At 56.6% G+C, this 22392-nt stretch carries 16 protein-coding genes; 4 read left to right on the top strand and 12 right to left on the bottom strand.

All coding sequences use genetic code 11. The features are described from left to right. Positions 1-54 precede the first annotated feature (54 nt). Positions 55-2577 carry a hypothetical protein gene (locus QZX60_RS00205; protein ID WP_295360003.1) on the bottom strand — a complete coding sequence of 841 codons (2523 nt, stop codon included), beginning with the start codon at positions 2575-2577 and terminating at the stop codon, positions 55-57. 404 nt (positions 2578-2981) lie between these two features. On the opposite strand from QZX60_RS00205, the gene QZX60_RS00200 reads away from it, so the two are divergent. Then, complete coding sequence (locus QZX60_RS00200) at positions 2982-3800, top strand: tRNA1(Val) (adenine(37)-N6)-methyltransferase (protein ID WP_295360000.1); 819 nt, start codon at positions 2982-2984, stop codon at positions 3798-3800. Here QZX60_RS00200 and QZX60_RS00195 read toward each other — a convergent pair. Beyond that, complete coding sequence (locus QZX60_RS00195; protein ID WP_295359998.1) at positions 3797-5875, bottom strand: DEAD/DEAH box helicase; 2079 nt, start codon at positions 5873-5875, stop codon at positions 3797-3799. The two genes, QZX60_RS00200 and QZX60_RS00195, sit on opposite strands and share 4 nt — an antisense overlap. 84 nt (positions 5876-5959) lie before the next feature. Then, positions 5960-7384: a radical SAM protein gene (locus tag QZX60_RS00190; protein ID WP_295359996.1), complete on the bottom strand. Its 1425-nt coding sequence runs from the start codon at positions 7382-7384 to the stop codon at positions 5960-5962. Positions 7385-7819: 435 nt separating this feature from the next. Here QZX60_RS00190 and QZX60_RS00185 point away from each other — a divergent pair, with 435 nt between their 5' ends. Beyond that, positions 7820-8092: a barstar family protein gene (locus tag QZX60_RS00185; RefSeq protein ID WP_295359994.1), complete on the top strand. Its 273-nt coding sequence runs from the start codon at positions 7820-7822 to the stop codon at positions 8090-8092. Positions 8093-8288: 196 nt separating this feature from the next. On the opposite strand, the gene htpG is transcribed toward QZX60_RS00185, so the two are convergent. Next, positions 8289-10238: a molecular chaperone HtpG gene (htpG, locus tag QZX60_RS00180; RefSeq protein ID WP_295359992.1), complete on the bottom strand. Its 1950-nt coding sequence runs from the start codon at positions 10236-10238 to the stop codon at positions 8289-8291. Positions 10239-10503: 265 nt separating this feature from the next. Here htpG and QZX60_RS00175 point away from each other — a divergent pair, with 265 nt between their 5' ends. Then, positions 10504-10797, top strand: coding sequence for a type II toxin-antitoxin system RelB/DinJ family antitoxin (locus QZX60_RS00175; RefSeq protein ID WP_295359989.1), 294 nt, complete (start codon positions 10504-10506; stop codon positions 10795-10797). Positions 10798-10863: 66 nt separating this feature from the next. Here QZX60_RS00175 and QZX60_RS00170 read toward each other — a convergent pair whose 3' ends face one another. The 8 genes from QZX60_RS00170 to allE form a co-directional block, all read right to left on the bottom strand. Further along, the gene (locus QZX60_RS00170; RefSeq protein ID WP_295359986.1) at positions 10864-11862 is read right to left on the bottom strand and encodes a FadR/GntR family transcriptional regulator; all 999 of its coding nucleotides are present in this window, start codon (positions 11860-11862) and stop codon (positions 10864-10866) included. 83 nt (positions 11863-11945) lie between these two features. Next, the gene (locus tag QZX60_RS00165; protein WP_295359984.1) at positions 11946-13196 is read right to left on the bottom strand and encodes a M20 family metallo-hydrolase; all 1251 of its coding nucleotides are present in this window, start codon (positions 13194-13196) and stop codon (positions 11946-11948) included. A 3-nt stretch (positions 13197-13199) separates the two neighbouring features. After that, entirely contained in the window at positions 13200-13439 is a 240-nt protein-coding gene (locus tag QZX60_RS00160) for a hypothetical protein (RefSeq protein WP_295359982.1), read from the bottom strand. Between the two features lie 12 nt (positions 13440-13451). Beyond that, positions 13452-15062, bottom strand: coding sequence for an L-lactate permease (locus tag QZX60_RS00155; RefSeq protein WP_295359980.1), 1611 nt, complete (start codon positions 15060-15062; stop codon positions 13452-13454). A 79-nt stretch (positions 15063-15141) separates the two neighbouring features. Then, the gene (gene arcC, locus QZX60_RS00150) at positions 15142-16071 is read right to left on the bottom strand and encodes a carbamate kinase (protein WP_295359978.1); all 930 of its coding nucleotides are present in this window, start codon (positions 16069-16071) and stop codon (positions 15142-15144) included. An 87-nt stretch (positions 16072-16158) separates the two neighbouring features. After that, on the bottom strand, positions 16159-19173 hold the full coding sequence (fdrA, locus tag QZX60_RS00145; protein ID WP_295359976.1) for a DUF1116 domain-containing protein: 3015 nt from the start codon (positions 19171-19173) through the stop codon (positions 16159-16161). A gap of 34 nt (positions 19174-19207) precedes the next feature. Further along, positions 19208-20260, bottom strand: coding sequence for an ureidoglycolate dehydrogenase (allD, locus tag QZX60_RS00140; protein ID WP_295359973.1), 1053 nt, complete (start codon positions 20258-20260; stop codon positions 19208-19210). A gap of 109 nt (positions 20261-20369) precedes the next feature. Further along, positions 20370-21158 carry a (S)-ureidoglycine aminohydrolase gene (allE, locus tag QZX60_RS00135; protein WP_295359972.1) on the bottom strand — a complete coding sequence of 263 codons (789 nt, stop codon included), beginning with the start codon at positions 21156-21158 and terminating at the stop codon, positions 20370-20372. A gap of 330 nt (positions 21159-21488) precedes the next feature. Here allE and QZX60_RS00130 point away from each other — a divergent pair, with 330 nt between their 5' ends. Further along, positions 21489-22337, top strand: coding sequence for an alpha/beta hydrolase (locus tag QZX60_RS00130; RefSeq protein WP_295359970.1), 849 nt, complete (start codon positions 21489-21491; stop codon positions 22335-22337). The last annotated feature ends 55 nt before the right edge of the window (positions 22338-22392 follow it).

The raw sequence follows: 22392 nt of genomic DNA, 5'->3' as shown, positions 1-22392 counted from the left end.
AATTCTCAGACAAGTGCTTATTTTTATGCTTTCGCGTTTTGATTAGTGGGTTTTTTACCGATTCCGGCGGAACAGGCCCCGTCTGCGCTTCTTGTCGGCGTGGCTGTCGTCTTCATTGCCGTTGTCGTCGCCGAAAGGATCCTGATCCCCTTCGTCGAAGAGATCGTCAAAATCGTCGTGATAGGGCTTCGGGCTGCCGTCGTCGCCTGCGTCGAGCTTTTCTTCGATTTCAGACGGGCTGACAATCTGAGTGACGTCGTCGCCTTCTTCTACAGTCGTTTCTTCTTCGAAGAGATCGTCACCGCTGTCGTCGGTCGACGGGTTGTCGAACAATGACGGCACGTCGTCGTCCTTTTCGGCCATTTCGAAGAAATCGTTGATGGCGCCGGTGTCGAGCACCTGGGTGTCGCCGAGTCTGGCGATGTCCTTGTCGATTTCCGCGTTCTTCGCCGCGATGCGCGCCTTTTCTTCGATTTCGTCCTGGGTCAGTTCCGGTTCGGCTTCAGGTTCCGCCGGCGCGGTTTCCGATTTTGGTTCAGCTTCGGCTTCCGGTTCCGATTCTGCCTGGACCGCTTGTGCGGGTTCGGCAGGTTCTTCTTCAAATTGGGCGTCTTCAACCGGTTCGTCTTCTTCAAACAAATCGTCTGCACCGTCGTCAGCGAATAGGCTGTCGAAGTCTTCGAGCTGCGCTTCCGCCGAGGCCGGTTCTGCCGGGGCGGCTTCTTCCGCTGCTTCTGCCGGTTCAGCTTCGGCATTTTCACCCGGTGCTTCTTCTTCAAAGAGATCGGTTGCGTCTTCTTCGAACAGGCTGCCGAAATCGTCATCGGCTTCTGGTTCAGCTGTTTCTGCTACCGGCGCTTCCGGTTCGGCTGCTTCCTGCTGGAGATCGCTCCAGCCCTTGGAGTTTCCAAAGACGTCGCCCTGGTCGCCGTCGTCCAAATTCGTCACATCGTCGAAAATGCTGCTGCTCTGATCTTCAGCCGGCTGATCTTCCGTCTGATCGTAGGTTTCGACGTCTTCAAAGAGGCCGCCTTCGTCGTCGTTCAGCGGTTCTTCGGTTTCGAACAATTCGGCTTCGTCGGTTTCTTCCGCCGTTTCCCGACCGACCTGTTCGAAGAACTGCGCTTCATCTTCCGTCAACGCGCTGATGTCGAGGTTTTCGACCGCGTCTTCAGCCTGAACATCCTGAACGGCGTCCGCCGCTTCGGTCTGCGGCGCTTCTTCAGGTTCGGCACCTGCGTTTCTCAATACGTCGAGGACGTCGTGTTCTTCTTCAGCTTGTCGGCTGCCGGCCGGCTTGGCCTTGGATTCCGCGCTGCGGGCCGCTTCTGCCGCTTGAGCTTCGCGAGCCGCGGCCTGCTGCATCAGTTCCGCTCTCGCCTTGCGGCGCTTCTTCATTTCTTCTGCGGTGTTCGGCGAGACCCAAGGAATGTCTTCGCTCAGTTCCACGTCTTCTTTCGGATTCGTGCGGTAGGCTGCGTGGCTGACCACGAAGCTTTCAGCCGATTCCTCTGCTTCTTCAGTTTCTTCGGCTTCAGCTGCTTCGGCGCCGTCGTCGACCGCTTCTTCCGATTCGAACAAGCCGTCGTCTTCGGCCGGTTCTTCCGATTCAAAGAGATCGTCTTCGTCCCCTTCGTCCCAAATCGATGTGGCCTGTGCGTCATTGTCGTCTGCCGCTTCGCCGCCATCCATCGCAAAGAAAGCCTTGATGTCGTCGTCCGTCGGGGCTGGTTCGGTTTCGTTTTCTGTCGCAATCTTTTCGGCTTCCGGCTGTGCTGTCAAGCCGGCATCCGTGGTGGAATCCGATGCCGGTTCAGCCTGAGCCGCTTCAACCTGCTTCTGGTAATCGCTCAGCTGCTGCTTCGCGCCGTCGGCCGCTTTCAGGGCGTCGTCCCGTTCAGCGGTAATATCGGCCATTTTGGTGTCGCGTTCGGCGATGGCCCGTCTGAGCTGTGTGAGCTCGTCGTCGTAATCCGCCGCGTTCTGGCGGGCTTCTTCGATCTGGCTGCGCAGCGCTTCCTTTTCCGTTTTCTGAGCTTCGACCTGCGCCGCAATTTCCGCTTTTTCCCGTTTTGCGTCGGCGATGACGTTATCCTTCTGGGCGAGCTGCGCCTTGAAGTCTTCAGCAGCCGCTTCCGCCTGGGCCTTCTGGTCTTCGAGCGCCGATTCCGCGTCAGCCTGTGCGCGCTTCGCGTCGGCGACCTTCGCGTCGGCTTCGGCGCGGATCTGCGCTTCAAAAGCCTGCTTTTCGTCCGCGAGGGTCTGACGCGCCGCCTGGACCTTGGCTTCGACGGCTTCGTCGATCAGCTGACCGACGGACTTTTTGCTGTCCGCGATGGCGCTTTCAAACTGCGCATCGATGGCGCTCCGCTTTTCCGCCACCGTGCGTGTGTGCTGGAAAGGCATGTGCGCCGCCTTGAGATCGGGGTTGCCGACTGGCGCTTCTGGCGTCTTTTCTTCAGATTCGGCCGGCGCTTCCGCCTCGCCGTTTTTCTGCTTGGCGAGCATCGTTTTGAGATTCTCAGCCTTTTCTACGATTTTCGACATTTCATTGTCGCGATTGTTTTGATCATCCATGGTTCCACCCACTTTCTTTTCCGGTTATTTCATGACAGAAAACGATAAATAGCTTATAAACCGTGCTATTTGCATTATATCAGAAAGCGCTTATTTTAAAAAGGAAAATGCCGAAAAAAGTTGCGTTCTCGGCCTTTTGATATGATAAGATGTATAAAAATTCCAGAATGCCACTTTCCTGTGGAAAAGTCTGTTTACGGCTGTGGCTTTTTGTGGATAAATCTGTCTATTTGTCCCCATCCACCGTCAGATTTTCCACAGGCTGTCGAAAAATTGTCAACAAACTGCCGCCGAATTTTTGGCGGTGACAGGCCAATCCCCAGAATTTTCCACAGAATTGTGGACAACTTCTGGAAAACTGCCGAAATCCTATCACAGTTTATCAACAGGTTAAACATTTGCAAATGCACAGAAGGAGACCCAACATGACGACTGATTTTGCGCGCCCTTATCAAAAGCCGGGCGAGCGTCTCGAGGACCTGGGCCTGGACGGCCTTTACATCCTTCAGGACCCGGACGCCTTCCGCTTCAATATCGATTCGGTGCTGCTCGCGTGGTACGCCGCGCCGGCGGTCCACCGCAAGACCCGCACCCTCGACATCGGCACGGGCACCGGCGTGCTGCCGCTGCTGCTCTACGGCCGCACCCACACCCAATCCATCGACGCCATTGAAATCCAGCCGGCGATGGCCGACATGGCGTCGCGCTCCGTCGCGATGAATCACCTCGAGGAGGTGATCCGCATCCACGAGGGGGACATCCGAAACGAGCCGGGCACCGCCCTTGTTCGCGGAGCCTACGACGTGGTCGTGACCAATCCACCCTACATGCCCAAGGGCAGGGGCGGGGTGAACCCCGACCGCGCCCTGGCCCTCGCCCGCCACGAAATCACCTGCACGCTGGACGACGTGGCCGCCGCGGCTCAGGCCCTGCTCAAGGACCGGGGGCGGCTGTTCATGGTGCACCGGGCTGAGCGCCTCGTCGACCTCTGCGCGGTGCTGCGGGCTCACCAGCTCGAGGTCAAGCGCGTCCGCGGGGTGCAGCCCTTCCCCGACAAGCCGGCCAACCAGATCCTGCTGCAGGCCGTCAAGCGGGGCCACCCCGGCGCCATCGTCGAACCGCCCCTGTCGATCTATCAGTCACCCGGCGTTTATTCCGCCGAAATCAACGCCATTTACGGCACAGACGGGCCGACGTCCAAAAACACTGATTCATTCATCTAATGCCGTACGCCGGCCTTTCCTGCTTGATAACACGCGTCACAGACCGAATAGGGATCGTTCCACGGCAGCTTCGCACCGCAGATGCGGCATCTGCGGTACACGCGCTTGGCCTTTTTCAGCCGGCGGATAATCGCGTCGGCCACCTCGGCCTTGCAGCCCAAAATGTCGCGCTTTTCCTCGTCGGCGTAGGTCTCGTTTTCCCCGAGGCTGCGCTGGAGGTAATACATCAAATCGAGGGTCCGGTACTTTTTCTCGAGACGGTCGAGGCCGTCGCCGGGCTGGTAGGCGACGCGCTCAAAGCCGTCTAAAATCGGGCGCCCCTTGTCGTAATTTTTCATCGCGTGGCGCCACAGCGCCCACATGCCCAAGTCGTTTTCGTCGAAGGGAATGGTCACCGCGCGCAGCATGTCGGTCTTCGTGAGCTCGCAGTTCACCTCGAGCCACACGCACAGGTGGAAGGCGCGGGTCATGTCGGTCTTGAGGTAGAGCCCGTCGTCCGGCAGGCCCTGCCAGTCCTGGATCGTCTGGGAAAGACGGCTGTCCATGTTCACGAGGAAACGCGGCATCGACACCCTGGCCTTTTCAAGAGGTTCGACCCCGGCAGCCAGCCCCTCCGCGATCAGGCTGCGGTTGAAGCTCGACGTGACGAGCCCCTTTTCGGCAAAGCCCCGGCGCCCGGCGCGTCCGGCGATCTGCTTGATTTCCGCCGGAGTCAAATCCCGGTGGCGCATGCCGTCAAATTTGTCGGTCTCGAGGAAAACGATGCGCTGAATCGGCAGGTTCATGCCCATGCCGATGGCGTCGGTCGCGACGACGACATCGGTTTCCCCCGAGAGGAATTTCATCGTCTCGGCCCGGCGCGCGTCGTAAGGGAGGGCGCCGTAAATCACCGAGACGCGCCGCCCCTCATCCTCGAGAATCGACGCGGCCTGCAGCACCGATTTTCTCGAAAAGACCACCAGCGCGTCTCCGGCGCGCACGTCTCGCGGGAAGACGAAGCCGCCGCCCTCCATTTCGAGGGGCGTCGCCCGGTGATGGGTGACCACCTCCCAGGTGTCGCCGCATTCCTCGATCAGCGCGGTAACCAGTGCCTGGGCCTCCGGCGCCATGCAGACGTGGACGGTCTTCGCCGCGATGCCGAGCACGGCCTGGGTCCAGGCCCAGCCGCGGTCCCGGTCGGCGATCATCTGGCACTCGTCGATGACGGCGACGTCGTAGAGCCGTTCTTCCGACATCATTTCGATCGTCGAGGCCATGTGCATCGCGCCGGGGATCAGCCGTTCCTCCTCGCCGGTGACCATGCTGCACGGGACGCCGTCGCGGTTCATGCGCTCGGCCTCCTCCATCGCCAGCAGGCGCAGCGGCGCGAGGTAGACCCCGGTTTCGGCCTGTTCGCAGTCGGTGATCGCCTCGTGGGTCTTGCCGGAATTGGTCGGGCCGACGTGGAGCACGAAGTGCCGCTCGACACTGCGCGCCACCGGGAAGAGCTCGGCGATGTGCTCGGGGATCTGCTTCTTGATCAGCTCCCGCTCCCGGGAGCGGTTCTTGATGAATGGGTAGTGGCCGTTGTGTTCGAGCAGATCGATGGTCTCGCTCAGCGAAATCTGCGACGCCGCGAGCCGCTCGCCCCGATCGAGGGTTTTGTGCAGCCGCTTTTCGACGTGCTCGGGAATGTTGACCCAATTCCCCCGCTGGGAGACGTAGCGGGTCAGACCGTCGAGCTCGGGATTGGCCTGGGCGAAGCGCTGGCGCAGCTTCTTCATCGGCAGCGTGTTGTGCTTGAAATGAAAGTAATCGTAGGGCGCCTTCCCGCTTTCAGCCCAGGTCCGCAGGTCAAATTCGATCTGCGGCGTGATTTCCTGGTCGCGGTGGCGCTTTTTCGTGTATAGCCGCTGGCTGACGAGCTTCTTTCTGAACACGTCCGCGGCGATATGCGCGGCGTCCTCATCCGTCGGCCAGACCGCGTCCCGCATCAGCTGCTGCCGTCTTAAATTCTCTTCCGATTTTGCAAATTTTTTCCGTTGCGCTTTGCGCTGGTCCGATCGGCTCCGGCGCCTTTTCCTGCGTTTTTGCACCTGTTTTCCCCTTTATGTATTGCGTTTAAAAAAGCAAAAAAGCCGCACTGTTTTGGCAGTGCGGCTGTTTGTCGAATGCTTAAATTATGCAGTTTCCTGATCTTCCGCCAATTCCTTCTGGCGTTTTTCGGAAGCCTTGCGCAGACGATCGCGTTTGGCGATGTAGCGGGCTTCTTCAGGGCTGCCGTCCCACATGTCGTGTGCGACAGGTGCCCAGTTCTTTGCGTATTCCTTGGTCTTGGCGACGAGATCGTCAACCGGTTCCGGGCATTCCAGGTCAGTGGAGTGTGCGCCAGTCTTCTTGACCATTTCCGGCAGGATTTCCGGATTTTCCAGCATCGGGCACGGTCTAAGCATGTTTTCGTTGAACGGCTGGCCATCGTGATAAGCCATGAACAGCGGTGAGCGCAGCGCATCCAGCAATGATTTTTCGCGGATGTTGGAATCTGAATAGTGGATGAAGACGCACGGGTCGACGTCGCCGTTGGCGTTGATGTGCAGGTAGCGGCGGCCGCCGGCAATACATCCACCGACGTATTCCGCGTCGTTCTGGAAGTCCATTGCGAACAGGGCCTTGCGGTTTCTGTAGTCGCGGATTCTTCTGTGCATTTCAACACGCTGTTCCGGGGTAACCATCAGTTCTGGCACCGCGTTCACGCCGGTCGGCATGAAGTGGAAGTACCATACGAAGAGCGCGCCGAGTTCGATCATCTTGTCGTAATATTTTTCGGAGGTGATGGATTCGAAGTTCTGTCTGGTGTAGCAGCAGGAGAAGCCGAAAGGCAGGTTGCGTTCCTTCAGAAGTTCAGTTGCGGCGATAACCTTGTCGTAAACGCCGTTCCCGCGGCGGGCGTCTGTCGCTTCTTCAAACCCTTCGAGGGAGATCGCCGGGATGAAGTTGCCGACGCGTTTGATTTCGTCAGCGAAGTGCGCGTCGAGCAGGGTGCCGTTGGTGAAGGACAGGAACATGCAGTCGTTGTGTTTTTCGCAAAGCTTGATTAAGTCATCCTTGCGGACCAGCGGTTCGCCGCCGGTGTAGATGTACATGTAAACGCCGATTTCCTTACCCTGTCTGATGATATCGTCGATTTCGTCGAAGGACAGGTTCAGCTTGTTGCCGTATTCAGCAGCCCAGCAGCCGGTGCAGTGCAGGTTGCAGGCCGATGTCGGGTCGAGCAGGATAGCCCAAGGTGCGTTGCAGCCGTATTTGTTGCGGACCTGTTCCTGTTTGTCCCAGCCCACGAGGTTGGCGTTCATGAAGAAGTTGACGAAAGCTTTCTTCAGGACGTTGGGATCCATGTGGACAACTCTCTGTACAACCGGATGATACGGGTGGTTTTCGTCGTTGATGGCTGCGCGGATCGCATTTCTCTGACCGACGAATTCACCGTGTGCAAATTTATCAACCCAGTTCATAACACGGGGCAGGTTCTTTTCCGGATTCTTGGTTAACCAGCCCACAACACGTTCGATACCAAATTTTTCGAGATTATATTTAAATGATGCCATTTGTTTTACTCACTTCTTTCAATTATTTGTAGATTTTAAAAATAAGTCCAAACTGTTGATCCGATATTGATCCTTGATCCACCCTGCGTTTTCGACGCGAACCTCCTTTCTCTTTCAATTGGGAGATCAATGTTACTTCTATATAATATGTAGATTGTTTTCTTATTTAAATTGTTATAACTTTATGTTATAGTTAATGTGTGAGATGAGCCCCTGTATTAGGGAAATAGGTTAGTAAACTACATCTCAAAATCATTATCACATTCTATCACGAAGGTATGCCCTTTTCAAGATCAAATTGTAAATAATCCTATTATTTTCATTAGATTTTCAATAAAATTATGCGGTATAGCCATTGAAAACGGTCATATCTTGACTTTAATCTGTATTTTTTTTATAATGAAACCACGAATAAGGCAAACAGGAGGTGCCGTGATGCGTGAGATTAACATTGAAGGTCGGAAGATGGTTACAAAGGAGCGCGCCCAGCTTCACATTCAGCATCGAATGGACTGGCCGGACTCGTACGGCAAAAACCTTGACGCCCTGTGGGACGGACTCGTCGGCATCCGCAAGACCACCGCGATTCATTTCTTCGATCCCGATGTGCTCACCGACAATCTGGGCCAGTACGGTGTCGAGATCGTCAAAACCTTCGAGGACGCCGCGAAGGCCAACTCGAAAATCGTGCTCGATATGGACGCCTAAGGGCTGTTTTTTCCGCAATGTCTAATCTGGACCTTGTGACTCTATATTAAATATGAAAAAGGGATTCGTGTCAAGCGAATCCCTTTTTTTATTTAATCTTTTCTCAAAAACATTGCCTTAATTTCAGTGATTTACAATTGAAAGGCAATACTTTTGCTTTTGTTCATCTACGCTGATTTGCAATTTATTTCATCCATTATTTCATCAGGCGGCAGACCCGATTGGAGAAGTCGACCGGATCGTCGATGGGCATGCCTTCGATGAGCATGGCCTGATCGTAAAGGAGTTCGGCGTAATCCTTCAACGTGTCCTTGTCGTCGGCTTCGTAGACCCGGCGCATCGCGGCAAATACCGGATGATCCCCGTTGATTTCGAGCACTTTCTTGGCCTTCATGTCTTCAGTCGGCGTCTGACCCACGGCTTTAGACTGTTCGGCCAGCACCTTTTCCATTTCAATGGAGATGCCTTCGCCGGCGGAGAAGCAGACCGGGTGGCTCTTCAGACGGGTCGACAGCTTGACGTCGGCGACCTTGCCGCCCAGGGCGTCCTTGATGCTGTTCAGCAGCCCTTCAGAGGCCTTGCTCTGTTTTTCGCGGATCGCCTTTTCTTCGTCGGACATTTCGATGCCGAGGTCGTCTTCCGCAGTGGATTTAAAGGGCTTGTCGTTGTAGGAATTCAGCACCTTCAGCGCAAATTCGTCCACTTCTTCGGTGCAGAACAGGACTTCGTAGCCCTTGTCCATCAGCATTTCGTTCTGTGGCATCCGTTTGATCTTGTCGATGGAGTCGCCGGTGGCGTAGTAAATGTATTTCTGATCTTCCTTCATGCGGTCGACGTATTCCTGGAAGGTGACCAGCTTGTCTTCGGTGGAGCTGTAGAACATGACGAGGTCTTTCAGCTTGTCCTTGTTGGCGCCGAAATTGTCGTAAATGCCGAATTTCAGACGCAGCCCGAAGTTATTGAAGAATTTTTCGTAGCCTTCACGGTCCTTGGCCATCATATCCTTGAGTTCGGAGATGATCTTCTTTTCGAGGCGGTTGGCAATGGCCTTAACCTGGCGGTCCTGCTGGAGCATTTCCCGGGAAATATTCAGTGAAATATCCTGAGAGTCGACGAGGCCGCGGACAAAGCCGAAGTAATCTGGCAGCAGGTCTTCGCATTTATCCATGATCAAAACACCGGAGGAGTACAGCTGCAGGCCGCGCTTGTAGTCCTTGGAGTAGAAGTTGTAGGGCACCCGCGACGGGATGAACAGCAGCGCGTTGTAAGAAAGCAGCCCTTCGACGTTGGTCGAAATGATCTTCTGCGGGTCTTCCCAATCGACGAATTTGTCTTTGTAGAATTCGTTGTACTCTTCGGTGGTGACTTCGGATTTATTGCGCTTCCAAATCGGTACCATCGAGTTGATGGTTTCGTCTTCGTGAACGGTTTTGAATTCCGGCTTCTTGCCGTTTTCGTCGGCTTCGGCCGCTTCTTTTTCTTCCTTAGATAAAGGTTCCTGCTTCGTGACGTTCATGATGATCGGGTAGCGGATGTAGTCCGAATATTTCTTGATCAGGTCACGCAGCTTCCATTCCTTCAGGTAGTCGCTGTATTTGTCGTCGTCGGTGTCGTCGCGCAGGTACAGGGTGATCGTCGTCCCGACGTCGTCCCGTTCTGCCGGTTCGATGGTGTAGCCGTCAGCGCCTTCAGATTCCCAGGCGTAGGCTTTGTCGCTGCCTTCAGCCTTGGAGACGACGCGGATCTTCTTCGCGACCATGAAGGCCGAGTAGAAGCCGACCCCGAACTGGCCGATGATGTCGAGGGCATCGGTGCCGTCTTCCTTCGCGTTTTCAGTTTTGAAATCGAGACTGCCGGACTGGGCGATGGTCCCGAGGTTGTTTTCCATTTCGGTGTCGGTCATGCCGATCCCGCAGTCGGTAATCGTCAGGGTGCGGGCGTCTTCATCCCGGGCGACGTAAATCGGGTAATCGTTTCTGGAAAGCCCGGTCTGCCCTTCCTGGCTCGCCTTGAAATAGCGCTTGTCAATGGCGTCGCTGGCGTTGGAAATGAGCTCTCTTAAGAAGATTTCCTTATTTGTGTAAATCGAATTGACCATCAGGTCCAGCAGCCGTTTGGATTCGGCTTTAAATTCCTTTTTTGCCAATTGTAACCCCTCGCTTTCTGAAAATGGTGTATCTTGGTTTTGTTTTCGTGATTTATTAGCAATCCATTTGATTGAGTGCTAAATGTATTTTAGAATACTTCCCACCAAATTGCAACGCTTTTTCAGAAATTTTCATTTCTTTATTATTCACTTAAGTTTTCTAAACGCATCTTCGTTTATTGCGTTTTTGCCGTAAAATATTTCTTGCAAATGCTTGCAATTGCAAGCAGAAGCGCCTATAATGAAACAAAAAGGAGGCGATACTATGGCCAATACCTCTGCTGTTTACGCGAGAATTGATACAAATCTCAAGCACAATGCTGAAGACATTCTCGCTCAGCTCGGCATTACGCCGTCCAGTGCCATTCAGATGCTTTACAGCCAGATCGTACTGCAAAAGGGCATGCCCTTCGATTTGCGTCTTCCCGCTTCAAAGCCGCAAGCTGCCGGCGCGATGACCCGAGAACAGCTCGATGCAGCACTCCAAAAGGGCGTCGATGCCATTAAAGACGGAAAAGTCTATTCTGCCGATGAAGTCGATGCGGCGCTTAAAAATTAAGGGCGTGTGAAAATCAAATTTTTCACACGCCCTTTTTTTGTGGCTATGTATAGTTTTTTACAAATGTTACTGATAATTGTAACGGTCGAGGGAATGTTCGAGGTGGCGGCGCATCGCTTCGCCGGCGGCGTCGGGATCCTTGGACATGATCGCGCCAAAAATCTCCTTGTGTTCGGTGTAAATCGCCGTCATCTGCTCATCTGTAACCATCCCAGTCTGGCTCACCCGCTTCAGCAGGTTGCGGATCGTCTCGATCATCGAAAAGATCACTGTGTTGCCTGAGCACGCCGCGACGCTCGTGTGAAAGGCCACGTCGGCCTCGAGGAAGCGCTTATGGTCACCTGCATCGTAGGCGTTATAAATCTCGTAGGACAGCGCGTAGAGCTTCGAGAGGGCCTCTTCGTCGTGAGAGGTTGCGGCCAGACGCGCGGCCCCCACTTCGATGAGGTTGCGCACCTGGAGAATGTCCTCCACCTGGGGCCGGCTCAAAAACAACGACCAGCTCAGCGGCACCGTGAAAAAGTTCGACTCCTTCTGAGAAATAAAGGTGCCCTGACCCGGGCGGATGTCGATCATCCCCAATACGCTCAAGACCTTCAAGGCCTCGCGCACGGCCGAGCGCCCGACGCCCATTTTTCGGGCGAGCTCCCGGTCCGATTCGATGCGGCTGCCTTTCTTGAGTTTTCCGGAAATGATGTCGTCCGCGAAATAGACCGTCAGCCGATTGACCAGCTCGGTGATGTCACCGGTGCTGCCGTCGACGACCGCCTGTTTTTCCGGCGAGGAGGCGATCATCTGATCGACCTGCTCGCTGAACTGTCCCGGGTCCATTGAAAAGACCATCGGGTCGAGATTCAGCTGCCGGCTGATCTTCGAAATCACCTCGTTGAGCCGTTTGCCGCCCTTGCGCTCCAGATTGGAGTAAGTGGCGATGCTCATCGCCGACTTGCCGGACGGCCCGGACAGAAACTGCTCCATGAACTGCTGCTGCGTCATGCGCAGCGCGCGCCTGAGCAGCCTCAGATTCCGCGATTTCGCGTCTGGATTCATTTCCGATATGACCAAATTATGCCCCCTCCTCTTTTTATCCCTGCGGATGTAAATGAATACTTTTATATTTTACCATAATCCGCCGGATGATTGGCGGTTTATTCGTCCAAAAGCTTGCCGATCAGCGTCGTCATCAGCGCGGCGGCCTTGGCGAAATCGCTGTAGCGGCTGAATTCCACCGGGCAGTGGCTGCGGCCGTCTTTGCTCGGCACGAAGAGCATGACCGTCGGCAGCACCTGGCCGATTTCGAGAGAATCGTGGCCGGCGCCGCTGGGCAGACGCTTGTAGGAGTAGCCCCGTGCCTTGCAGTCGTCTTCCAGTACGCCCAACATGTCTTCGTCGAGATCGACCGGTTCGATGACCAGCTTCGTGTCCATGTCGTAGGTCGCGCCGATGGCCTTGGTTTCGCGGTCGAGGGCGGCGCGGATCCGACGGGTGATGTCGTTGATGTTGTCGTTGTTCATCGAGCGGATATCGACGGAGAATTCGCAGCTTTCCGGCACGATGTTCATGCCGCAGGGTTCGACGTGAACGACGCCGCAGGTCGCGACCGTGCCGTCAGCTTTTTCACGCGCCCAATCTGGAATCTTGGAAATGACCTTGGAGGCCGCTTCCACCGCGTCGATCCGCATGTCCATCGGTGTGGTGCCGGCGTGGTCGGCGCGGCCGTGAATGGTGATGACGTAGCGCTGGATACCGACGATCCCGGTAACCAGGCCGATTTCGATGTTTTCAGCGTCGAGAACCGGGCCCTGTTCGATGTGGGCTTCGATCATGTGGCCGATGCTGCCTTCCGGCCAAGCCGCCGCACCGATCTTTTCCGGGTCGAGGCCGTAGCCGCGCATCGCTTCGGCGATGGAGATGCCGTCCGCATCCTTGAAGTTGTCGCAGTAAGCCGGGTTACGGTGGCCGAGCATCGCGCCGGAGCCGAAATACCCGGTACCGAAGCGCATCCCTTCTTCGTCGCAGAACCCGGCAACCACGTAATCGCGCTTGAAGGTTTTGCCGCTTTCTTTCAAAAGGCGCGCAACTTCAATCGAGGTGATGACCCCGCCGATGCCGTCATAATCGCCGCCGTTGACCACAGAGTCGTAGTGAGAGCCGCTCATGACGCAGGGCAGAGACGAATCCGAGCCCGCCAGACGGCCGAAGACATTGCCCGCAGCGTCTTCCCAGACTTCGAGTCCAGCATCTTCCATGACCCCTTTCAGGTAGTCGACGGCGTCTCTGGCTTCTTTGGTGAAGGGCAAACGGGTACAGCCGTTGCCCGACGTCGCCGTAAAGGTTTTGAGGGTTTCAAGATTTTCCGCAATGCGGCCCGTGGATTTTTCGATTTGATTGTTTTCCATGATTTACTCCTTATTGTTTTTGGGATGGGAATTGGATGGCGCCGACTGCTTGTCGGCAATCGGCTTGATGACGTAGGTTCTGAAGGGCACCGCGCACAGTGCGACGAGCACCGCCGCGGCACCGACGCCGAGGAGCGCCACCGCGCCCGAAGCCAGACCGGCGCGGATGATAATGGCGCCGATGACAATGACGATAAAGGCCAGAGTCAGATGTCCGGCCTCCGTTTTAAAAAATGATGACATAACGACCTCTTTCTACAGCAGCACACCGATAAGGGACAGCACCCCGACGACCACCGCCGCCGGAATCGCGACCGGCATCACCTTTTTGAGCACTTCCCCTTCTTTGCCGAGGATGCCCGCCGTCGTTGTCCCGAGGATGATCTTCGACGGACTGATCGCCGCGCCGATCGACGCGCCGGCGGTCTGCGCCGCGAGCACGAGAGCCGGGCTGACGTGGAGCAGCTTGGCCGAAGCCATTTGGAAATTGCCGAACAGAATATTCGAACTCATGTTCGAAGCCGTCATAAAGGTGCCGAGGAGCCCGACAAAAGGTGCCAAAGCGACGTATGCCGTGCCAAGCACACCGGATATCCCTTCGGCGAGCACGATGGTCTGCCCGGTGCCGCCCATGATTTTCGACATGATAACCAGACCGACCACGGCGATCCCCGAGGGCATCGTCATGGCGATACTGCCCGAAAAGACCCTGCCCGTGCCGCCGGCGTGAATCCAGCCCTTGCGCTTGTAATACACCAGGCCGACCACCGCCGACAAAAACAGGAAAAAGCTCGCGTGAGACAGCGGTGCAAAGGCCGAATAAGACGCAACCGCCGCCGTCGTGTAGCCGTAGCCGGTGACTTCCTTCGGGAAGGACAGCCCGATCGTGAAGGCCGAGGCGGCCTTGTGAATCGGCGGCACCAGCAGCACGATCAGCGTCACCGCCGACAGAAATACGTAGGGGATGAAGGCGTGCACCAATGTCATCCCTTCGGGCAGCGCCGCGTTTTCTGTTTTCGCGGCTTTCCTGTTCATGATCGGCGAGTCGTCGATGCGCCACGGATCGCGGTAATCCTTCATCCGGCCGAGCAGGAAAATCGCCGCCAACGCGATGAGCGACGGGAAGAAGCAGCACAATGTCGTATTCACCTGAGACAGGAGAAATTCGCCGCCGCCCTGAATCGTCGAGAGAATCAGCACGGCTTTGAAACCCTTGCGCACCGCTTTGCCCTTGCCGTAGAACCAGCAGATGATAAACCCGGTCGCAATGTCCCAGAGCCAAAGAAAGAGCGACGCCCAGAAGGCCGCCTTCCAGTACATCGCGGAGCCGACCGTCAGCCCGCCAAAATTGGCCAGGGCGTCCCAGGCTGCCGCCAAGGTGCCGAAGGTGTTGCCCCAAGCCTGGCAAATCAGCGGCATGATCACCGCCCAAATCGGGCCGACTCCGATGCCGATCAGCAGCGGCGCTCCGACGGCCACCGGCACGCCAAAGCCGGTGATGCCTTGAAGGAAGCTTTCAAAAATCCAGGCCATCGCCAAAATCTGGAGCAATTCATTGGGCAGAAGCCGCTGCATCCCATCGCGGATGACGCCGTAGGCGCCAGCCTCATCGCCAACGTGGTAGAGCAGAATGGCCGCCCAGATAATCAGCAGAATGATTACCGCGTCCCACACGCCCTTGGCCATCTCCGAGGCCACCAGGCCGATGTTCGCCCGGTAAAAGACGAATCCGGTGATCACGGTGATCACCACGCCCACCGCCGAGGCCTCGGCTGCGCCCCAATGGCACTTCACCATCAGGATAATCAGCACGACGATCGGCAGAAAGGCCATAGCCCACGTCAGAAAATTTACTGGAATATGCATGTTTGCTCCTTTATGTCCTCTTCTATTATACTATTACTGCCGCTGCTTTGATACATTAAAGTTTAAAACAGCTGTCGACTTACCCGGCGATCACGGTGCCGGTCTTGCCGGCGAGTCCGTCCTCCGCTTTGTCGAGCAGGGTGATCAAAGATTTGCGCCCCGGTCCGCTTTCGGCGAAGTGCACCGCGGCTTCGACCTTCGGCAGCATCGAGCCGGGCGCGAATTCCCCGGCGGCCATGTACGTCCTGGCCTCGTCTGTACTTAAGGTGTCGAGCCATTTTTGATCGGGCTTTCCAAATCGAATCGCTACTTTTTCCACCGCCGTCAGAATGACCAGCTCGTCGGCGTCGAGTTTTTCAGCCAGCAGGGCGCTGACACCGTCCTTGTCGATCACGGCGTTGACGCCTTCGAGGCGCCCGTCTTTGCAGATCACCGGGATGCCCCCGCCTCCGCAGGTGATGACGATGTGACCGGCTGCGAGCAGGGTCTTGATTGTCAAGAGCTCGCGGATGCGCTTCGGTTTCGGAGATGCCACGACCTCGCGCCAGCCCCGGCCGGCGTCTTCGACGACGTCGATGCCCTGAGCCGCCTTCGCTTTGGCCTGAGCCTCGGTCATGAATTTGCCGATGGGCTTGGACGGATGGGCAAAGGCCGGATCATTTGGATCGACCTCCACCTGGGATAAAATCGTCGACACCTTTTTATCCATCCCCCGATGGAGCAGTTCGTCTTTGATCGCGTTCTGCAGGTCGATGCCAATGTAGCCCTGGCTCATCGCGACGCTGTAAGGCAGCGGCACCTGTCCGTCTCCGTTGGCCGCCGCGGCGTCCATCGCGTCTTGAATCATGCCCACCTGGGGCCCATTGCCGTGGGTGATGACGAGGGCGTAGCCGTCGGCTGCGAGGTCGACGATGACCTTGGCCGTTCCCGCCACGGCCGCCTTCTGCTCGGCGACGTTATTGCCGAGGGCGTTGCCTCCGAGGGCGATGACGACTGTTTGTTGTTCCATTTCCTCTCTCCTTCGATACCGTTTTGTAAATGGTTGAACCGTAAAAAGGGAGACGGCGGCATGCGCCGCCGCACCTTTTGTGATTGATTATCCTTCGTATCCTAATTTCTTTGCGTACGCTAAAATGGCTTTCTTGAAGCATTCGATCGGCGGATGGACTGTGCCGGCGCCGATTTGGCCGTAGCCCGGAATCTTGTGGGCAATCCCGGTGTTGATGACCGGCGTGATGTCCTTTTCGACGACCAGTCTCGCGTCGAGGCCGAGGCAGGCGCCCTTGAAGTTCCAGGTCGGAATGATGTAATTCGGGTTGTGGGCGATCGTGATTTCTGCCATCGTGTTGCTCGTACGCAGGGCGTCTTCGTAGCCGCCCGCACCGACGAATCGGGTAACCGCCGGCGCCGCGATCATCGCCATCCCGCCGACACCGACAGTTTCGGTGATGGCCGAGTCGCCAATATCCGGGCAGGCGTCTTCACCGTCGTAGCCGGTGAAGTACAGCCCCTGAGGCGTGTTGACCGGTCCGGTGAACCAGGTGTCGCCCATGCCGGCGATGCGGATGCCGAAGTCGACGCCATTGCGGCACATGGCCGTGACGACGGTGCCTTCCTGCACCTTGCGGGCGCCGTCCATAATGGCCTTGCCCGTCGCCATCATGATGTTTAAGAAGAACTGGTCGGTATCCGACAGGAACTGGATGACGTCGACCTTATCCTTTTGATCCATATCGAGGGCGGTAATCGCCGGCGCCACTTCCTTCAGGAAGACCAGAGACGCCGCGATGTTGCGCTGATGGAATTCGTCGCCCATCGCGATGGCCTTGGCAATCATCGGATTTACGGCCAGGCCGTTTTCCTTCGTCTTCAGGGCGCGGCTCAGAGTCGGTCCGAGGACGTCGCGCATCCAGCGCAGGCGGTCGATGACTTCCTGAGAGTAGGCACCGAAGCGGAGCACCTTACCGATGCCTTCGTTCATCGTGCAGTAAGCGCGGTTGCCGTCGGCTTCGTTTTCGACGACCCACACCGGCATGTGCGCGGTGGTGATGCCGCCCATCGGCCCGACTGCGTTCACGTGGTGACAAGGGATGAACCGGATTTCACCGGATTCGAGCAGCTTTTTCGCGTCGTCTTCGTTGTCGGCCCATTCTTCGAAGAGCACGCCCCCGATGCAGGAGCCCTGCACGGTCGGCGGCATCTTGTCGTAGGTGATTGGCGGTCCGGCGTGGAGGATCGTCTTCTGATCGGTGTTCAGTTCCGGGATGACCGTCATCGCCGGCACGTTGTCCTTCAAAACTGGCTGGGCCGCGACGACTTTGGTGATGACCTTCTGGTTCATGTCGTCGACGGTTTCGCCGCCTTCTGTATAGCTTCTCAGGAAATTGAGCACCGAGATCATTTCGAGGTCGCCGCCTGCTGGCGGTGCCCAGTCGAACTGGACGGTTTCGCAGCCAAAGTCCGCGCAGACGTCGGCAAAGCTCTTGAGCCCGATGTTGATGACCTTCGGTTTGCTCTTCAGCATCGCGGTCAGCTTGTCGGACGGGGTGCCGGCCTTGGCGTCTGACTGACGTCTCGGCACCGTCGGCTTAGCCGGTTCGTCAAAGTCGAGACCGATGGCGTGGATGGCCGCCTGGCAGGCCAGCTTGTTGGTTTCGCAGACGACGACGCCGGCGTCCTTGAGCTTCTTGACGGTGTCGTCGTAATCCTGGAAATCTCTGCGGGTCCCGCACACGGTCGAGACGAACACGATTTTGCGGCCTGCGGCTTCCGCATTCGCCTGTAAATTCTTGATCGTCGGGATCAACGCGCCGGCCATATCGGCGTGGGAGCCATAGCCCAGCATCACGTCGAAGAGGATGACGCCGGTGGTCGGATCGTCGAGAGCTTCTTCCATACATTCGATGCGCTTAGCCGGGTCGATCATCGGGTGCGGATGGCCTTGGGTGTAGACGTCGTCACCGAGGTCGACGACCACGTGGCCGTCGTGCTGGAGCATAAAGCCTTCGGCCTTTTCCGGCGGAATCTTCAGATCCAGGGCGTCCTTGATGAGCATCGCCGCTTCGTTGGCCAGGGTGCCACCGGAGTAATAGGCTTTGATCGTCTTGTGATCCGCTGCGTCAAATACATCGCCGACAGCGATCGGCACACTGCCGTCCGCGACGTCTTCGCCGCGCACCAGGGCGACGGCCAGGCGGGCCGCTTCGTCCAGCGTGTAGCAGTGGTAGAAGTTTTCTTCGTTCTGTTCAGGTTTTTCACCGAGGAACAGCGTGATCACCGGCTTCTTGCAGACGCTCAAGCGGTTTTCGATCTTTTCGCGGACGGCTTTTGCCGGCGGCTTGGAGAGCACGATCATAACTTTGACCGCGTCATCCTGTTCCATCGCGTCGATCATATCCATGACGGTGATGCCGCCGACCGCTTCCGACAGGTCGCGCCCGCCGGTGCCGATGGCGTTGGTGACCCCTTCGCCGAGGCGGTCAATGATACAGGTCAATTCCTGAATCCCGGTGCCCGACGCGCCGATGATGCCGATGGCGCCCTTGGCGACACTGTTCGTGAAGGCGATCGGCACGCCGTCGATGATGCCGGTGCCGCAGTCCGGTCCCATTACGCAGAGGCCTTTGGCGTGGGCCTTCTGCTTCAGCGCCGTTTCCTGTTCGAGGGTGACGTTATCCGAGAACATGAAGACGTTGAGGCCTTCGTCCATCGCGCGGTCCCCTTCGAGGGCGGCGTAGGCCCCAGGAATCGAGATCACCGCGAGATTGGCGTCCGGCAGCTTCTGCATCGCGCCTTCCCAGGAGTGGACGCTCTGGTCTTCGGCCTTGCCGCTGTCGGTGGACTGATCTTCGAAAAAGGCTTCAGCCAGGGTTTTCATCTGATCGAGCAGGGCGTCGTCTTCGATGTCCGCGACGATAACCATATCGTTAGCCGTCGCGTCGTCGAGTTCAGCGGTCTGGAGGCCGGCCCGGGCGAAGATGTCCTTGTTGGCCGGGGTGGCCATCATGACCTGAACCTTTTTAACGCCGTCAAGTTTTGACAATTCATTGGTCAAGAGCATCAGCATGACCGAGTCGTGATAGCTGCCCTTTTCCACAAGTGTTTTCAGCATAAATTTCTCCTTTTGAATTGGCTCGGAACCGATCTTATTCAGCGAAGCGGTTCTTGTGATCGTAGCGGTTGTAGTGGATGTCGTCGCTCTTTAAGTATTTGACGATATCGTCGACGATTTCGATGCCGCCCTGCGCGTAAGCCTTTTCCTTGCGGATGTTGGCCCGTTCGCCTGGGTAGTACACCTGATCGTAGCCCGGCGCGGTCGGAATGGCGTGGAGTTCGTCGAGGGACTGGCTCACAGCCTTCAGGAAGGCGTCCTTCCCGCAGAAGCGGTCCGGATCGATGACGATGTGCAGCTGACCGAGGTCGCGTCCTTTGGACAAATCGTGGTACATTGAGCTGACGTGGCCGCCGAAGGGCACGCCGGTCAGAATGCCGGAGAAAATATCGACCATCATCATCAGGCCGTAGCCCTTGGCGCCGGCGATTGGCAGCAGCGCGTTGACCTTGTTCGGGTCTGTTACAGGAATGCCCTTTTCGTCGACAGCCCAGTTGTCAGGGATGGATTCGCCGCGGGAGCGCTTGTCGAGGATTTTGCCCCAGGCCTGAACGGTTGTGGCCATGTCGAAGACAACGATGCGCCCGTCGGCTGACGGTGCCGCGAAGGAAATCGGGTTCGTGCCGTAATAGGGTTCGGTGCCGCCCACCGGCACGGCCATCGGGTCGGACTGGCACATCGAGATCGCAGCTAAACCCTGTTCCGCGGCCATTTCGGTGTAGTAGCCGATGGAACCGCTGTGGGAGAGGCGGCGCATCCCGACGATGGCGACGCCGTTTTCTTTAGCTAATTCAATCGCGTGTGCCATGCCGCGTTTCGCGACGACGTAGCCGATGCCGTTGTCGCCGTCCAGCATGCCGCTGCAAGGGCCGGTCTGTTTCCAGGTCATCTTCGGATCGACGGTGATGCCGCCCTTGGCGATACGTTCGCTGTAATATTCAACGCGGACTGAGCCGTGGGAGTGGTAACCCCGTTCGTCCGACCAAGTTAAAATTTCGGCAGTGGTGTCGGCGTCGTCTTCGTGAAGGCCCGCCGCCATCAATTTGTTTTTCATCAATGATTTCAGTTCATCTCTCGATAAGCGCATGATCAATCTCCTCGTATTAAATCGTATTAAAAGTTGTGTTAATCGTTTAAATATGAATCCAATTTAAAGCTCCGAAATGATTGATTTCGGAGCTTCGTCAAAAGTCCGTTTATAGCTGTACGTCGCGGTTGCAGTCTTTGGAGTAGATGTAGACGTAGTCTTCTGTGCCGACACCGTAGCAGCCCTGCGGGACGTAGGAATCCATGAAGACGTAGTCGCCAGCCTGCAGCGGCATCCAGTCGCCGTCGATGTTGTACATGCCCTTGCCCTGGAGGAAGTACATCGAGTGCTGCTGAATGTGGGTTTCCAGGTAGCCGTGGGATGCGCCCGGTGCAAATCTTAAGAAGTGCATGTTGATGTCAAAGCCCAGATCTTCGCCGGCCGGCAGCAGATCCTTGCTCTGCGCGTTGGTCATGCCTTCGTAATCCATGTATTCAATGTCGTTGGCGTTGCCGACAACGGTGTGTGCGCTGTGGCCTTCCAACGGGATGTAGCGTCTGCGGTAAACGTAGAGCTTTGCGTCTTCGCTGCCCTTGTTTTCGAAAGTCATTGGCTTGTCAGCCGGGCTGTAGATGTAGCCGCCTTCAGTCAGATCTGCGGATTCATCTGCGTTCTTGACGCTCACTGCGCCGGAGATGACGTATAAGAAGGATTCGATGCCGTCGCCGCCGATGCCTGCTGCGTTTTTGCCGCCTTCGTGAGCGGTGACCAGGTAATCCGCAAAAGTCGCGCCCATTTCAGGACAGCCGAGGATGGTGGTGTCGCAGTTTTCATAACCTGGAATCACGTTCTTGACCAGTCCGTCTGGTTCGAGCACAACGTAATTGTTTTTCTTAACGATGGAACGATTGTCCAGAAGCGATTCGCGGTAACCCGTCTGATTGTTTAAATAACCCATAAAAGATTCCTCACTTTCTCGGGATCGAAAACGATCTCTTTCAACCTTTTTTAATTTTGAACTAAATCTGTAACTTCAATTCTTTTGATAGCTCTATCATGCCACGTTCTGAGAAAAAATGCAAGCAAATTTTAATAAAAATTTTAAAAAATCTATTATTTTTCAACCGGATTTTAATTTTTTGTTCAGACGGTTGCATTTTAAACAAATCAGATATAAGATGACTATTAAATTCTGCGGCCCTTTGCGCCGCCATCTTACTCACACCACACGTCAAACTTAAAATTAAAGAATCAATAAAGAAATTTAAAAACGAAAGGAGTGCGCGCCATGCAACGCGTCATCGATCTTAACCACCCCGACTACACCAAAAAAGCCACAGTTTACTTGAATCCTGAAAAGCCGGTCCGGGCGGCCGTCCTGTATTTCCACGGCGGCGGCCTGCTCTACGGCGAACGGGAGGACCTGCCCGAAGCCCACATCGAAGCCTTCACCGGCGCCGGCCTCGCCGTCATCGCCTTCGACTACCCGCTGGCGCCGGCCGCCGACCTCGACACCATCCTGTCCGACGTCCGCGCCTCTGCGAAATGCTACATCACGCATCCGGAAATCTTTGGCTTGGACAGCCTACCCTATTTCCTCTGGGGGCGTTCCGCCGGCGCCTACCTCGCGCTGATGATCGCCGCCTCCGAGGATCTCCCCACCCCGCCGGCCGGCATCCTCTCCTATTACGGCTATGGCTTTCTGACCGACCGCTGGGACACCACCCCGTCGCCCTATTACGCCGGGCTGCCCCAGGTGTCCAAGGACGCCTTCGACGCCGTCCCCCAGACCGTCCACGCAGACGGCCCGATGGCCACCCACTACAGCCTCTACGTCTACGCGAGACAAACCGGCGCCTGGCGCCGCCTGATCTACAAGGGGCGGGACAAATTCTTTTATTTGAACGACTCGCTGCGCAATGTGGCGTCGCTGCCCGCGCCGCTCTTTGCCGCCCACGCCATCGCCGACCCAGACGTCCCCTTCGCCGAGTTCACCGCGCTGTGCAATCAATTCAATCCCGAACGCTTCGTCGCCGCCGGGAACGTCCACGATTTCGACCGGGAAACCGACACCCTCCCTGCCAAACAAGTGATCGCGGAAAGCCTGGCCTTTGTCGATCACTGCCTGAATCTTTAAAAACAAAAAGCCGCACCGGGTTGAATCATTTGGATGATTCAACCCGGTGCGGCGC

The organism is uncultured Pseudoramibacter sp. (genome assembly GCF_903789625.1).
GTDB classification, from domain to species: domain Bacteria; phylum Bacillota; class Clostridia; order Eubacteriales; family Eubacteriaceae; genus Pseudoramibacter; species Pseudoramibacter fermentans.
Note: the sequence above shows the minus strand (reverse complement) of the source record. Positions and strands in the feature narration are given on the sequence as shown.